Annotated in this window: 13 protein-coding genes; 10 read left to right on the top strand and 3 right to left on the bottom strand. The window is 62.8% G+C overall.

What is annotated here, in order from left to right:
- The first annotated feature begins 70 nt into the window (after positions 1–70).
- From ACIPHN_RS01680 to ACIPHN_RS01640, 9 genes are all read left to right on the top strand, one after another.
- Complete coding sequence (locus ACIPHN_RS01680) at positions 71–1,486, top strand: CoA transferase (RefSeq protein ID WP_400431813.1); 1,416 nt, start codon at positions 71–73, stop codon at positions 1,484–1,486.
- A gap of 111 nt (positions 1,487–1,597) precedes the next feature.
- Positions 1,598–2,299: a signal peptidase I gene (gene lepB, locus ACIPHN_RS01675; RefSeq protein WP_400431810.1), complete on the top strand. Its 702-nt coding sequence runs from the start codon at positions 1,598–1,600 to the stop codon at positions 2,297–2,299.
- A gap of 133 nt (positions 2,300–2,432) precedes the next feature.
- Positions 2,433–3,083 (top strand): TetR/AcrR family transcriptional regulator, encoded by a 651-nt coding sequence (locus ACIPHN_RS01670; protein ID WP_400433140.1) that lies wholly within the window; start codon positions 2,433–2,435, stop codon positions 3,081–3,083.
- A 524-nt stretch (positions 3,084–3,607) separates the two neighbouring features.
- On the top strand, positions 3,608–3,850 hold the full coding sequence (locus tag ACIPHN_RS01665; protein WP_400431807.1) for a hypothetical protein: 243 nt from the start codon (positions 3,608–3,610) through the stop codon (positions 3,848–3,850).
- 246 nt (positions 3,851–4,096) lie between these two features.
- Complete coding sequence (locus tag ACIPHN_RS01660) at positions 4,097–6,523, top strand: ATP-binding protein (protein WP_400431806.1); 2,427 nt, start codon at positions 4,097–4,099, stop codon at positions 6,521–6,523.
- Between the two features lie 43 nt (positions 6,524–6,566).
- Positions 6,567–7,292 carry a methyl-accepting chemotaxis protein gene (locus tag ACIPHN_RS01655; protein WP_400431804.1) on the top strand — a complete coding sequence of 242 codons (726 nt, stop codon included), beginning with the start codon at positions 6,567–6,569 and terminating at the stop codon, positions 7,290–7,292.
- A 2-nt stretch (positions 7,293–7,294) separates the two neighbouring features.
- A complete protein-coding gene (locus tag ACIPHN_RS01650) occupies positions 7,295–7,870 on the top strand; it encodes a hypothetical protein (protein ID WP_400431801.1) in 576 nt (191 codons plus the stop codon).
- 69 nt (positions 7,871–7,939) lie between these two features.
- Positions 7,940–8,896 (top strand): chemotaxis protein CheX, encoded by a 957-nt coding sequence (locus tag ACIPHN_RS01645; RefSeq protein WP_400431798.1) that lies wholly within the window; start codon positions 7,940–7,942, stop codon positions 8,894–8,896.
- A gap of 58 nt (positions 8,897–8,954) precedes the next feature.
- Positions 8,955–9,323, top strand: coding sequence for a response regulator (locus tag ACIPHN_RS01640; protein ID WP_400431795.1), 369 nt, complete (start codon positions 8,955–8,957; stop codon positions 9,321–9,323).
- Between the two features lie 51 nt (positions 9,324–9,374).
- On the opposite strand, the gene ACIPHN_RS01635 is transcribed toward ACIPHN_RS01640, so the two are convergent.
- Positions 9,375–10,241, bottom strand: a complete 867-nt coding sequence (locus ACIPHN_RS01635; RefSeq protein ID WP_400431792.1) for a PCC domain-containing protein — start codon at positions 10,239–10,241, stop codon at positions 9,375–9,377.
- A gap of 206 nt (positions 10,242–10,447) precedes the next feature.
- Entirely contained in the window at positions 10,448–10,744 is a 297-nt protein-coding gene (locus ACIPHN_RS01630; RefSeq protein WP_400431790.1) for a YciI-like protein, read from the bottom strand.
- 173 nt (positions 10,745–10,917) lie between these two features.
- Between ACIPHN_RS01630 and ACIPHN_RS01625 the strand changes: the two genes are divergently transcribed.
- The gene (locus ACIPHN_RS01625; protein ID WP_400431787.1) at positions 10,918–12,036 is read left to right on the top strand and encodes a putative zinc-binding metallopeptidase; all 1,119 of its coding nucleotides are present in this window, start codon (positions 10,918–10,920) and stop codon (positions 12,034–12,036) included.
- Between the two features lie 92 nt (positions 12,037–12,128).
- On the opposite strand, the gene ACIPHN_RS01620 is transcribed toward ACIPHN_RS01625, so the two are convergent.
- Positions 12,129–13,472, bottom strand: a complete 1,344-nt coding sequence (locus ACIPHN_RS01620) for an MFS transporter (protein WP_400431784.1) — start codon at positions 13,470–13,472, stop codon at positions 12,129–12,131.
- Between the last annotated feature and the right edge of the window lie 16 nt (positions 13,473–13,488).

The raw sequence follows: 13,488 nt of genomic DNA, 5'->3' as shown, positions 1-13,488 counted from the left end.
AATTCAAGCGGAGTAAGCTGCCATTCAAGCCCTTTCTTTTCATTTCATCTCTCTTGCACAAGGAGTGCTCATGTCAGCGCACACGGACGAACACACCGCAGCCCCCCATCACGCCATGCTGGCCCGGATCTGGTCAGCCCTCGACGGCGCTCCCGAGCTGCTGGCAGCGGTCCGCCTGCAGGGTGAGGGCGGCTTGCCCTCGGTGTTCGCCACCAGTGACCTGGCGCAAGCCTCGGTGGCGGCGGCCGGACTGGCGCTGGCTGAATTCATGCAGGCCGCTGGGGCTGGCTTGCCGGCGGTGCAATGCGACCGGCGCCTGGCGTCGATGTGGTTTTCAAGCTCGCTGCGTGCGCAGGGCTGGACCCCGCCCGCACTCTGGGATTCGGTGGCCGGCGACTATCGCAGTGCCGATGGCTGGATACGGCTGCACACCAATGCCCCGCACCATCGCGCGGCTGCCTTGCAGGTATTGGATCTGGATCCACAACGCGCCACGCGCGAAGAGGTAGCCCAGGCGGTACAGCGCTGGAACGGCACCGCGCTGGAAAGCGCCATCGTCGCCAACGGCGGCTGTGCCGCCGAGATGCGCAGCCAGGCGCAATGGGCGCTTCATCCGCAAGGGGCGGCGGTGGCCGCCGAGCCGCTGGTGGCTTGGCAGGCCTGGGATGCCGGTGCCAGGCCGCTGCCGGCGATCGATGCTGCTCGTCCGCTGGCCGGGATTCGCGTGCTGGACCTGACGCGGGTGCTGGCCGGTCCTACCGCCACACGCTTGCTGGCGGGCTTCGGCGCCGAGGTGTTGCGCATCGATCCGGCCTCGTGGGACGAGCCGGGTGTGGTGCCCGAGATGACCCTGGGCAAGCGCTGCGCCCATCTGGCGCTGGACCAGCCGGCCGACCGCGCCCTCCTGGAAGGCCTGCTGGCGCAGGCCGATGTACTGGTGCACGGCTATCGCCCGCAGGCGCTGGAGCAGCTCGGGCTGGGCGTGGCGCGGCGGCGTGAACTCAATCCGGCACTGGTCGACGTGTCGCTGGACGCCTATGGCTGGAGCGGTCCCTGGGCCGGGCGACGCGGTTTCGACAGCCTGGTGCAGATGAGCAGCGGCATTGCCCACACCGGCATGCAGCGGCGCGGCGCCAGCAAGCCCGTGCCTTTGCCGGTGCAAGCGCTCGATCACGCGACCGGCTATGTGCTGGCCGCCGCCGCACTGCGTGGCCTGAGTCGCAGGCAACTGGCCGGCAAGGGCAGTCAGGCACGGCTCTCGCTGGCGCGTACGGCGCGCTTGCTGGCCGACTATCCGCTGCCCGAAGGTAGCGACGAGGCGGCCCTGGACGGGGAAGTGGCCGCCGATTTCGATCCGGCCGTGGAGCGCACTGTCTGGGGGCCGGCCCATCGTTTGCTGGCGCCCTTGCAGGTGGCGGGGGCGCCACTACACTGGGATCTGCCGGCGTCGCCCTTGCGCGCCAGTCCCGCCCGCTGGAGGGCGTGAATCTGATCTGATGCCGGTGTTAGGAATTGTCACAAATTACGCCTGTGCTGTGCGCTGACAGGCGTCTTATAATCCTGCGAAGTTGACCATTTATCGCCTGCGCAGGACATCATGAGCACATTCCGCAAGCTGCTGACCGAGAACAAGGGAACCATCGCCTTGATGATCGTTTTCCGCAGTGCCATTGCGGATTACAACGTGGTTCCGAGTGGCTCCATGCTGCCCACCGTGATGATCGGCGACCGTATCCTGGTCGACAAGATGGCCTATGACCTGCGCCTGCCGCTGACCCATATCAGCCTGCTGCGCATGGGCGAGCCACAGCGCGGCGACATTGTCACCGTCGACTCGCGCCAGGCCGGCGAGCTGCTGGTCAAGCGCATCGTCGGCCTGCCCGGTGACGTGGTGGAGCTGCGCGACAATACCCTCTACATCAATGGCCAGCCGGCAAGCTATGGCCAGACCGCTTTGCCAGCCCAATCGGGCGACGGAGTAGACCAGGCCGCGTATCGGGACGAGCAGTTCGGCCCCATGAACCACCTGGTGCGCCTCTCGCAATCCCACCCCAGCCTGCATAGCAGCTTCGGGCCGGTGGTGGTGCCGGCAGATCACTACATGATGCTGGGAGATAATCGCGATAACAGCATGGATTCGCGCTATTTCGGCTTTTTTGCGCGCAATGAGCTGATGGGCAGGACCACCCGGATCGCCTTTTCCCTGGACACGGACAATGCCTATCGGCCCCGCTTCGAACGCTTCGGGCGCCTGCTGGACAAGTCGGCCCAGGCCAGCCCGGCGGCAAAGCAACAATAAATTCAGGTAGCAAGCGACGAGGCACTGTCCTGATCCGGTCGTTGGATCAAATATATTCGCTTTTTTTGCTGTCAATCGCTCAAGTTGTCGCAAAGCATGCCGTTACCAGACACGGAAAACATGCAATTGCCATCTGGAGCACATCATTTCTCTCACCTTCATCTCCGATCCGGCCACCGGTCGCCGCAGGAATGCCGTCAGTCATGACGCCATCCTCGATGCCACTTACGTGATGCTCGAGGAGATTGGTTTCGACAAGCTGTCCCTGGAAGGGGTGGCGGCGCGTGCTGGCGTTGGCAAGGCCACCATCTATCGCTGGTGGCCCAACAAGAGCGCCCTGGCCATGGAATCCCTGCTGCGCGCGGTGGAGCCGACACCGCCGATCGGTGACTGTGGCTCGGCCCGTGCCGATATCGAACTGCACATGATGCAGTTCTCGCAGTTGTTGCGCGGCAAGTCGGGGAGGGTGGTGCGCGAGATGATCGCGCTGGCCCAGTTCGATGACGTGACGATGCGCATCTTCAATGACAATTACCTCGCACCGCGCCGGGAGGCGCTGGTCAATGTGCTGCGCCGCGGTGCCCAACGCGGCGAGTTCAGGGACGATGCCGACCTGAACCTGGTCTTCGATCTGCTGTATGCCCCCTTGCTGCAGCGACTCCTGACCGGCAGTGCCGACATCGATGAACGCCAGATCCAGTCCCAACTGAAGCTGGTACTCGGAAGCATCTCGCTTTCCCAACCTTTTTTAGCGACTAGTAAAATTTCGAGTCAACAAGCGTAAATTTTGTTGAGTAGCAGATAATTTGCACCTAGAATCCGAGACGAAACGTATCGTATTGGTTCTGGGCAAGTGAGCTTTTGCGTCAAAAAAATCGCAGTCGTAAAAAACGGCGGCGATGTGCATGACGCTTGATGGCACCTGAGGTGTCATTTTCATTCCCTCGTCTTCGAAAGAAGCGCGACGGAATCGCCCAATGGGAATGCGAGTCGCGCAATTGCGCGGCTGGTCTCTCCCGTCTGGCCTGCACAGGCAGGCCGACTCCATACCTGCGTTCACCATAGACAGATTTGACTGGCTTCCCGCGAGGGAGGCCGGGTAACGGTTGCCGTTTCGCACTTGGGCGTCCTCGTGACGGCGGTGCGGCAGCTCAGGGGTACACACACATGCAAGTGCAAGGGGGAAATATGCACAGCGAAGCGATGCAGGAATGCACGGCCGCAGGCAGCACCTCATCCGGCGGTAGCGATGACATTGCACGCACGATAGACTGGTGCCGGCGCCACCGGCACACACGGCGCTGGTGCATGGCCGGCTTCGTCGTCATTCCGGTATTGCTGGGATTCCTGTGGCTGCAGTTTGCGGCCGCCCGCAGTGGCAGCGAATGGCTGTATGCCGACCAGGTCTGCGGCTGCCGCGACGTGCTGGCGCTATGGGCCAGCGACTATGTCTGGACCCAGATGATCTGGCTGCCGGGCAATATGCTCTTCCTGCTGATCTGGGTCGCGCTGGCGATCAAGCTCTGGAGCGGCAAGCGCCGCCTGCGCTGAGCGACCGTACGCCGTCCTTCCCCGCGCGCCGCCAGGCGCGCCTCCCCATCGAGATGGTCACCTGCCGCCTGCCGCACGCAGGAATGCGAGCCCCTGCGCAGGTGAAAAATTTGCATCTTCCTGTCACGCACCAGTAATACTTGAGTGCAACAATGCGCCCCGCATCCAGACCGGCCTGGCCGTCTGTTCACTTTCCTGGGAAGAAAGTGAAACAGCGCCACGCTCCGCCATCTCAAGGGGAATTCCATGACCATCCGCATGCGTATCACGCTTCTGGTGATACTGACCTTCATTGCCATCGCCGGTATCGGTGGCTACGCCATGTACCAGTCTCGCAGCAGTGCCGTCGAGGTCCGCTCGGTTACCGAGGGGGTCATGCCCAGCGTGCTGGCGTCGTCGGACCTGATGGGCCAGCTCAAGGACGTGCAACTGGCCGCCATGGTCATGGCCACCGAGAGCGATACACAACTGGTGGAGCAGGAAAATGGCAAGCTGGCCGAGAAGAAGGCCGTGCTGGAAAAGGCCCTGGAAGCCCAGGCCCAGCAGGCTGAAGGCGTGGCCCAGCGCGGCCTGATCGAACAGGCCAAGGAAAGCCTGGACAACTATTTCGGCGCCATCGATACCGTGGCCAAGTTCAAGCTGGCCGGCAAGAACGAGATTGCCCAGGCGCAGTTCTTCGGCGGCGTGATGCAGTACCAGACCGAGCTCGAAGGCATCGTCAATACCCTGCGCATCGAGAAGAACCGCTTCAAGGACACGGCCATTGCCTCGCTCAATGGCAAGCTGGCCCAGACCACCACCACCATCAGCATCGTCACCGTGGTGGCGGTGCTGCTGCTGGGCGGGATCGGCTTCCTGCTGTATCGCCAGATCACCGGCCCCATCAGCCGCATGGCGGGCATGATGGGCGAGATCGCCACCAGCCAGGACTTTACTCGCCGCCTGCCGGTGCAACGCATGGATGAAGTGGGGCACTCCATCGTCGCCTTCAACGGCATGGTCGAGAAGATCGAGCAAGCCTCGGCCCAGGTGCGCCAGAAGACCGCCGACATGCAGGCCATGCTGCAGAACATCCCGCAGGGCATCCTGACCATCGTCGAGGGCAATACCATCCACCCGGAATACTCGGCCTTCCTGGAAACCGTCTTCGGCACCAGCGATATCGCCGGTCGCAATGTGATGGAGCTGGTCTTTGCCGACACCAACCTGGGTGCCGACACGCTGTCGCAGATCGAGGCCATCGGCGGCGCCTGCATCGGTGAAGATGTCATGAACTTCGAATTCAACGAACACCTGATGGTGGGCGAGATCGAGAAGACCACGGCCGACGGCAGCAAGAAAATCCTTGATCTGTCCTGGTCGCCGATCACCGACGAGCAGGACATGGTGATCCGCCTGATGCTGTGCGTGCGTGACGTGACCGAGTTGCGCCAGCTGGCCGCCGAAGCCAACGAGCAAAAGCGCGAACTGGAAATGATCGGCGAGATCCTGGCCGTGGCACCGGCCAAGTTCGGCGAGTTCATCGCCAGCGCCCGCAGCTTCCTGGACGAGAACGAGCAGATCGTGCATCAGAATCCGGATGCCACCGCCTTCGCCATCGCCAAGCTGTTCCGCAACATGCACACCATCAAGGGCAATGGCCGTACCTATGGCCTGCTGCACCTGGCCAACGTGGTCCATCACACCGAGCAGCACTACGACGACCTGCGCCATGCCGACAGCGGTGCGGTCTGGAACCAGGAGCAACTGCTGTTGCAGCTGGCCCAGGTACGCGAAGTGATCGACCGCTATGCCCGCATCAACGACGTCACCCTGGGTCGCGCTGCCTCGGCTGCCGCCGAGCCGGTACTGCCGGGCTATGAGCGCCATGTCCTGACCGTCGATCGCAAGCATATCCAGCAAAGCCTGCTGCGCCTGGAAAACGTCAACACCGCCAACCTGCACGAACTGGTGGCCGTGCGCAACGATGTGCGCCGCACGCTGCGCCTGCTCGGTACCGAGACCGTGCAGGACGTGCTGGCACCGGTCACCGACTCGCTGCCGGCCCTGGCGGCCGACCTGGGCAAGCACGCCCCGACCGTGCAGATCGAGGATAACGGTTACGTGGTGCATAGCTTTGCCTCGCCGTTGCTGCAGAACGTCTTCATGCACCTGATCCGCAACGCCATGGACCATGGCCTGGAAGACGCCGCCGAGCGCCAGGCCAAGGGCAAGCCGGAGGCCGGCACCATCAAGCTGGAAATGGGCGTAATGGATGACATGTTCCAGATGGCCCTGTCCGACGACGGTCGCGGCCTGGCGCTGGAAAGAGTGCGCCAGATCGGTGTCGAGAAGAATCTCATCACCGTCGACCAGGCCCTGAGCGATGCCGAACTGGCGCGCCTGATCCTGCAGCCGGGCTTCTCTACCCGCAGCGAAGTCACTGACGTCTCTGGCCGTGGCGTGGGCATGGATGCGGTACTGGACTTCGTGACCCGCGAACACGGCAAGATCGAGATCCGCTTCACCGATACCGCCGAAGGCGCGCCGCTGCGCCCCTTCCAGATCATCGTGATGCTGCCCGAGAACGTCGCGGTGGAAGTCGACGGCATCGACGTGCCTTACCCGGTGGGCGCCCACGAGATCGCCATGCCGCAGGTCCTGCCGCAAGGTGGCGATCCGCAGGTGGCCTGAGCTCGCCAACCCAAGCAAGAACCAAAGGCAGGAACCCAAAGACATGTTCAATTCGATACTCCTGGTGGCGCTGGGTGCCTTGCTGGCAGGCGTGCCCATGACCTGGATGTGGCGCCGGCAAAAGATCCGTGCCTTGCGCATGATCGACCTGGCGCAGATGGAAAGCGTCAGGCAAAGTGCCCAGGAGGCGCTGGCGCAACAGCAGGCGCAGTGGGATGAACGCCAGCAGCACATGGAAGAGGAGCGCATCGCCGCCGAGCAGCACCTGGCGCAGATGCACCGTGACAGCGAAACCATGGTGGCGCGCCTGAAGGAGCGTCAGTCCGACAGCATGACGCGTGTCATGCAGAACTGCGACGACTCGCAGGACACCATCGCCAAGCTGCTGGGCCTGGTACGCACCTTCGAGCGCTGGCACGATGACATGAACGTGCTCATCGCCCACAACCGCGAGATGCATCACAAGAACGATGAATTTGCGCTCATCGTCAACCAGGTCATCATCGTGGCGCTCAATGCCTCCATCGAGGCTGCCCGGGCCGGTGCGCATGGCCGCGGCTTTGCCGTGGTGGCTTCCGAGGTGCGCGACCTGGCCCAGCGCGCCGAGAAGCTCTCCAAGAGCTATCGCGCCAACCTGTACCAGAACGACCTGATCACCACCACCACCTTCCAGGATCTGCAGGCGGGCGGCAAGATGATCATGGGGGCGGTCATCGGCCTGGACCTGATCAACAGGAAAACCAGGGAAACCCTGGCCGAGGCGGCCTGAGCATGGAAGAACTGAGCCAGGAGGAGCCGATCTCAGCCTCCGCACGCGAGGGCTTCGATGTGTTGCTGCAGCAGTCGCTGCGCGCCAGCCTGGTCCCCTCCGACAGCAGCGCCGAGATCGTGGTGATCGACGACGTCGCCGACATCGACGGCAAGAAAATGGTGGTGCTGACCATCTCGTCCTATCTGTTCAGGCTGATGGTGATGTTCCATTTCACGCCCGACGCGCCGACGCGGGAGCACTTCGCCCGCCTCAGTCGCAGCAGCGTGGCCGAGATGGGCGAGCAGGGCTTCATGGATGCCATCGCCGAGTGTGGCAACCTGTGTTGCGGCATCTTCAACCGCGAGCTGGGACGCTTCTTCCCGCACCTGGGCATGTCCACGCCCAATGTGATCGACCGTCAATGCGCGGCCTATCTGCAACGGCTCAATTGTGCGCATATCCGCCATCTGGCCATCGACATGCCGGATTCCCCGCGCCTGTATGTCTCGCTGTGCGTCTCGGCCTACGACACGCTGGATTTTGCCGTGTCGGCGCAAGAGCAGGTCGATACCACGGGTGAGCTGGAATTGTTCTAGCCGATCTAGCCGAACCAGGCAGCCGCAAGATCGACATCAACCTCAACGATGCAAGGAAAACGTCCCACCATGGAAGCAACAGTCGCCAGCCTGGATACGGCCATCACCAGCAAGGTTCTCGTCCTGGACAAGGATGCCGATTGCTACGACACCATCAAGTCCTTTTGCGAGCGCCACAACCTGGTCGGCCTGAAGGCACATGAAGAGCATGTGATGGCAGTCTTGCGCAGCAACGTCGACCTGGGCGGCATCATGCTCTCGGAAAGCCTGGCCGGGCTGGGCGAGGACGGCCGTGGCCTGGCGCGCCGCATCCGCGAGATCCGCCCGGAGCTGCCGATCTTTCTGCGTCGTCGCCGCGAGGCACCGGATGCACCGCTGGGTGCCGGCGAAAGCGAACTCTTCTGTGCCGTCTATCGCATCGAGGAAATCGATGCCCTGGCGCCGGCGCTGGAGGCCTCGATCTTCAGCTTGCGCTACCCGAATGCACTGGTGCGCGGCATCGCCGAGATCAGCCGCATGGTGCTGGAGAACCAGTTCCCCGGCGCCAGAGTGGAGATCGAACAGCCTTACCTGGTGCGTGACCGCATCATCTTCGGCGAGGTATTCACGCTCATTCCGCTGGAGAGCAGCTGGTGCCGTGGCTACATGATGCTGCAGGCCGAGCAGAAGAGCCTGCAGGCGCTGGCGCCAGGCGAGGCGGGCGATTTCCGCGAGCTCAACAATTCCCTGGGCGAGCTGACCAACCTGATCTGGGGCTGGTTCAAGAACCGCTTCATCAACCAGAGCCAGCCCATCCAGCAGTTGAGCCAGGTACCCATCATCATCAACCACCAGCACCGCTATATCTCGTTCGGCTCGGACGATGCGCAACTGTGCTTCAAGTACGTGCTGCGGCGTGACGATGGCGCGCCCCTGGTGCTGCTGCAACGCTTCATCTTCAACCTCTCCTGGTCGCCCGAGGACTTCTCCGAGAACCAGGCATCGGTCGAGGACCTGTTCGAATCGGGTGAGCTGGAGCTGTTCTGAGCCCATCCGCATCCATCAACGACACATCATCATCTTCATCATCGAGAGAGAATTCAACATGGCACAAATCCTGGTAGTGGACGATTCGAGCACCGTGCGCGCCGAAGTGGGCGACTTCCTGAAGAAGAACGGCCTGGACGTGGCGCTGGCCGTCGATGGCCGTGATGGCCTGGCCAAGCTCAAGGGCGATCCGTCGATCAAGCTGGTCGTCTCCGACGTGAACATGCCCAACATGGATGGCCTGACCATGGCCGAGAAGATCCGCGGCGAACTGGGTAACGCCAGCGTGAACATCATCATGCTGACCACCGAGAACTCGCCCATCATGAAGGAACGTGGCAAGGCCGCCGGCATCAAGGGCTGGATCGTCAAGCCCTTCAAGGGTGAGGCCGTGCTGCCGACCTTCAAGAAGCTGGTCGGCGCCTGATCGGCAGGGGAGTAGGGGGGAGAACGGCAGCCCATGGCGGGCTGCCGTTTTTCATTGTTCTTCGAGGACCAGCTCGAAGCAGATCAGTACCGGATTGCCGCCACGTGCCAGCACGCCTTCGCAGACTTGGCCCTGCGGGTTGATCAGGCCGATTTCCAGGCGGCCGCGACCTTGCCGCACCTCGCCTGACAGGATCAGGATCTCGGTGGCGCGGTCATCCAGCACGCGACCATCCTCGAACTCGGCGCCGATGATGCTGCCCACGCTGCCGCGCACGATGGCGTGGACTATCCCATGCGCTGCGCAGGCTTGCTCGACGGCGATGGTCAGGTCCTGGTCCGGGCGGATGCGGGCCAGTACCACACGCTTGCCACTGGCGGCGGGTGCCGCATCGCTCAGGCGGGTCGGGTAGAAGAGGGTGAAGTTGGTTTCCGGGTCATAGCGGGTGGCCATGGTGGCGTCATGCAGGCCCCAGGCCTGGGCCGGCGTGGCGGCGCCGACGATGGTCTTGTCCATCATCAGGTGGCCACCCTGGCGCTGGCCGTCGCGCCCGCGCCAGACGGCGTGGCAATGCACGAAGGGTTCGCCATCCTTGCGGCCATAGGTGGCGCAGGCATATTCGATGAGGGTGCCTTCCTCCATGGCCTGCGGGGCACTGTAGAAGGCGGCATGCTGGTCGTCCACCGCCAGCGCCGGCATCAGGAAATGTAGTTCGGCGATGGGTAGATTGGCGAAGCGCACGGTGCCGCCATCCAGTCCGGCGCGGGAGAGCGGGATGCTCATGGCGTCGCGCAGGCTCAGTCCCGCTTCCAGCGTGAAATCGAGCTGCATGGCCTGGCCTTCGAGGGTGACGATGCGTTCAGGCTCGGGTTGGCCGGGATGGCGGACGGTACGGGCAAAGGCTTGTGGCGCTGGCATGCGGTCTCCTGGGCAGTGTTGGCTGCGGTCGCGGGGGTGTGCGGCCTTGTCTGGCCGTCGATCTGTATTCAGTAGGCAGAATTATCGCGCGTTCGGGACGGGTGTGCTGATGAATGTTTTTAATCGGTGCGGACGGGATAGCATGGGCTTGCGGGAGCTTGTCGCGACCCCGCCCATGCGGAGCGGGATTGAACGCTTGGCGTCACTCAGAGCGGATTGGGGACCAGCTCTGCAATCCCCACCACCGTGGTCCACGGCTTGACCTGCCAGCGCTTCACCAGGCCCTTGGTCACATAGGGATCGGCCACTGCAAACTTTTCGGCATGCTCGGCCGCACCTTGGAAGAGCAACAATCCACTTTCGGGAGGATTGCCGACCGCGCCGCCGGCCAGCATTTCGCCACGCTCGACGGCCTGCCGGCACAATGCCAGATGCTCCGGGCGCAGCGCGGTGCGGCGCTCCAGATAGTCGTCGACGAAGTCGTACATGAGCAGATACAGCATGGCGCTACTCCAGAAGATGAAGGATTCTGAATATAGCACCTGGTATCGGGTATTCAGCTTCCATTGATTTCATCTGAAGAAAGCTCTGGAACGTATGCCCACGATACTCTTCCAATGAGTGCCTGATGCGCCCGCCCACCACGGGCGGCCACGATCATGAAACAGGGGGATAGATGAAAACCTTCCATTGCGACAATTGCGGTAGCCAGGTCTTCTTCGAGAATACGGTGTGCGGGAATTGCGGGTGGATACTGGGTTATCAGCCCCATTTGCAGGCCATTGCCAGTTTTTCACCGCTGGAGACGCCAGATGTTCCGGTCCAGCCAGTCGAGCCCGGCCCCGGCCGCTGGCGCAGCATCAAGCCGGAAAACCAGGGCAGGGTCTTCAAGCAATGCCTGAACTATTGGCGCGAGAACATCTGCAACTGGATGCTCGACGAGCAGGAAACGCACGACCTGTGCGCCTCCTGCCGTCTCACCCGGGTGATTCCGACGCTGGACGAGGGCAACAATCGCGTACTCTGGAGCCGTCTGGAGACGGCCAAGCGGCGCCTGCTGCATTCCCTGTGGACGCTGGCCCTGCAGCCGGTGCCGAAGGCGGAGGATGAGGAAACCGGGCTGGCCTTCGAGTTCCTGCAGGACTTGCCGCACGGCGAGCGGGTGCTGACCGGGCATGCCGACGGCGTCATCACCATCAACATTGCCGAGGCCGATCCAGCCTATCGCGAACAGGCGCGCGAGCAGATGGCGGAACCCTACCGGACCTTGCTGGGACATTTTCGCCATGAAAGCGGCCACTATTACTTCGACCGGCTGGTGGCGGCGTCGGACTGGATAACGCCTTTCCGCGCCTTGTTCGGCGATGAGCGCCAGGACTATGGCGAGGCACTGAAAAGCCACTACGAGAACGGTCCCCAGCCTGACTGGGAAGAGCGTTTCGTCAGTGCCTATGCCAGCAGCCATCCCTGGGAGGATTGGGCCGAGACCTGGGCGCATTACCTGCACATGTTCGATACCCTGGAAACGGCCTACGCCTGCGGCGTGCAACTGAAGCCCCGCCATGCCGGGGAGCAGAAGCTGGTCATCACGGCGCCGCCGGTGGCGGCCGGCTCTTTCGACGAACTGACGCGGGAGTGGTTTGCGCTGACCTATGTGCTCAACAGTCTGAACCGCAGCATCGGCATGCCGGATTCCTATCCCTTCACCTTGTCTACTCCGGTGCTGGAGAAATTGCGCTTTGTCCATGCAGTGGTCAACGGCGAAGCTGGTGGCGAGGTGAGGGCGCCGACCTAGGCTGGAGCTGGGGTGGGGCGGCAAAAGCACAAAACCCCGGAAGCAGGCTTCCGGGGTTTTGCTTTACTGGCGCTTGCTGAAGAAAGACCGACTCAGTCGTCCCGTCCCTCCAGCGCCCGGTTCAGGCTCAGCGCCGCCAGCGAACCGACCGCACCCGAGAGCAGGTAGAAGCTCACATAGGCCATGCCGAAGTGCGCCGACAGGCCCAGTGCCACCAGCGGTGCGAAACCGGCCCCGACCAGCCAGGCCAGATCCTGGGTCAGCGCCGCGCCGGTGTAGCGATAACGGTTCTGGAAGTTGGCCGTCACGGCACCGGCAGCCTGGCCATAGGACAAGCCCAGCAACGCGAAGCCGACCAGGATGAAGGTGTTCTGGCCAGCTTCGCCGCCATTCATCAGGGTCGGCACGAAGGCCGACAGGATAGCGATCAGCAAGGCCATCGCGCCCAGGGTATTGCGGCGGCCGAAGCGGTCGGCGACCAGGCCGGAGACCACGATGCCAACCGCCATGATGACGCCACCCCAGATCTGCACCACCAGGAAATCGGAGGCATCGCGCAGCGAATACAGCTTGATCCAGGACAGCGGGAACACCGTCACCAGGTGGAACAGCGCATAACTGGCCAGGGCGGCAAGGGCGCCGATGATGATGTTGCGTCCTTGCGTCGTCGCCAATTCGACCACGCCGGCCGGCTCCAGCTCGCGCTCATCCAGCAGCTTGGCGTATTCCGGGGCCGATACCAGGCGCAAACGCGAGAACAGCGCCACCACGTTGATGGCAAAAGCCACATAGAAAGGATAACGCCAGCCCCAATCCATGAAGTCAGCCGTGGTAAGATTTGACAGCATGTAGGCAAACAGGCTGGCCGCCACCACGAAACCCAGAGGCGCCCCCAGTTGGCCCAGCGCGGCATACCAGCCGCGCTTGTGTTTCGGGGCATTCATGGCCAGCAGCGACGGCAACCCGTCCCAGGCCCCGCCCAGCGCAATGCCTTGTCCCACTCGCAGCAGCGAGAGCAGCAGGATAGCCCAGACACCGATGTGTTCAAAAGTTGGCAATAACGCAATGCCCGCAGTCGAGAAACCGAGCATGAACAGCGCCAGCGTCAGTTTGACTTCCCGTCCGTAGGTCTTCTGGATCTCCATGAAGATCGTGGTCCCGATAGGACGGGCCAGGAAAGCGAAGGAAAAGACAACGAATGCGTAGAGGGTGCCTTCCAGGCGCGGAGAGTCCGGGAAGAACACCGTCGGAAACACCAGTACCGATGCCAGGGCGTAGACGAAGAAGTCGAAATACTCGCCCGCTCGACCGAGCACGACACCCACGGCGATTTCACCCGGCTCGATATGACCGTGGTCGTGGGAAGTGGAAGGATGGTCTGGGTTCTGCTTCATTTCGCCCGAACCGTGACTGTTGTGGATGCTGGTACTTGCCATGGTTTTGTCTCCCACT

Source organism: Herbaspirillum sp. NPDC087042 (assembly GCF_044745245.1).
GTDB lineage: Bacteria > Pseudomonadota > Gammaproteobacteria > Burkholderiales > Burkholderiaceae_D > Herbaspirillum.
This window is presented reverse-complemented; position numbering and strand designations above follow the sequence as displayed.

What these genes read in the sequence shown, in the direction of transcription:
- ACIPHN_RS01660 (WP_400431806.1), top strand. Translation starts at nt 4,097, where the DNA reads ATGACCATCCGCATGCGTATCACGCTTCTGGTGATACTGACCTTCATT.
- ACIPHN_RS01630 (WP_400431790.1), bottom strand. Translation starts at nt 10,744, where the DNA reads ATGCTGTATCTGCTCATGTACGACTTCGTCGACGACTATCTGGAGCGC.
- ACIPHN_RS01655 (WP_400431804.1), top strand. Translation starts at nt 6,567, where the DNA reads ATGTTCAATTCGATACTCCTGGTGGCGCTGGGTGCCTTGCTGGCAGGC.
- ACIPHN_RS01650 (WP_400431801.1), top strand. Translation starts at nt 7,295, where the DNA reads ATGGAAGAACTGAGCCAGGAGGAGCCGATCTCAGCCTCCGCACGCGAG.
- ACIPHN_RS01640 (WP_400431795.1), top strand. Translation starts at nt 8,955, where the DNA reads ATGGCACAAATCCTGGTAGTGGACGATTCGAGCACCGTGCGCGCCGAA.
- ACIPHN_RS01625 (WP_400431787.1), top strand. Translation starts at nt 10,918, where the DNA reads ATGAAAACCTTCCATTGCGACAATTGCGGTAGCCAGGTCTTCTTCGAG.
- ACIPHN_RS01665 (WP_400431807.1), top strand. Translation starts at nt 3,608, where the DNA reads ATGGCCGGCTTCGTCGTCATTCCGGTATTGCTGGGATTCCTGTGGCTG.
- ACIPHN_RS01680 (WP_400431813.1), top strand. Translation starts at nt 71, where the DNA reads ATGTCAGCGCACACGGACGAACACACCGCAGCCCCCCATCACGCCATG.
- ACIPHN_RS01645 (WP_400431798.1), top strand. Translation starts at nt 7,940, where the DNA reads ATGGAAGCAACAGTCGCCAGCCTGGATACGGCCATCACCAGCAAGGTT.
- lepB (WP_400431810.1), top strand. Translation starts at nt 1,598, where the DNA reads ATGAGCACATTCCGCAAGCTGCTGACCGAGAACAAGGGAACCATCGCC.
- ACIPHN_RS01635 (WP_400431792.1), bottom strand. Translation starts at nt 10,241, where the DNA reads ATGCCAGCGCCACAAGCCTTTGCCCGTACCGTCCGCCATCCCGGCCAA.
- ACIPHN_RS01620 (WP_400431784.1), bottom strand. Translation starts at nt 13,472, where the DNA reads ATGGCAAGTACCAGCATCCACAACAGTCACGGTTCGGGCGAAATGAAG.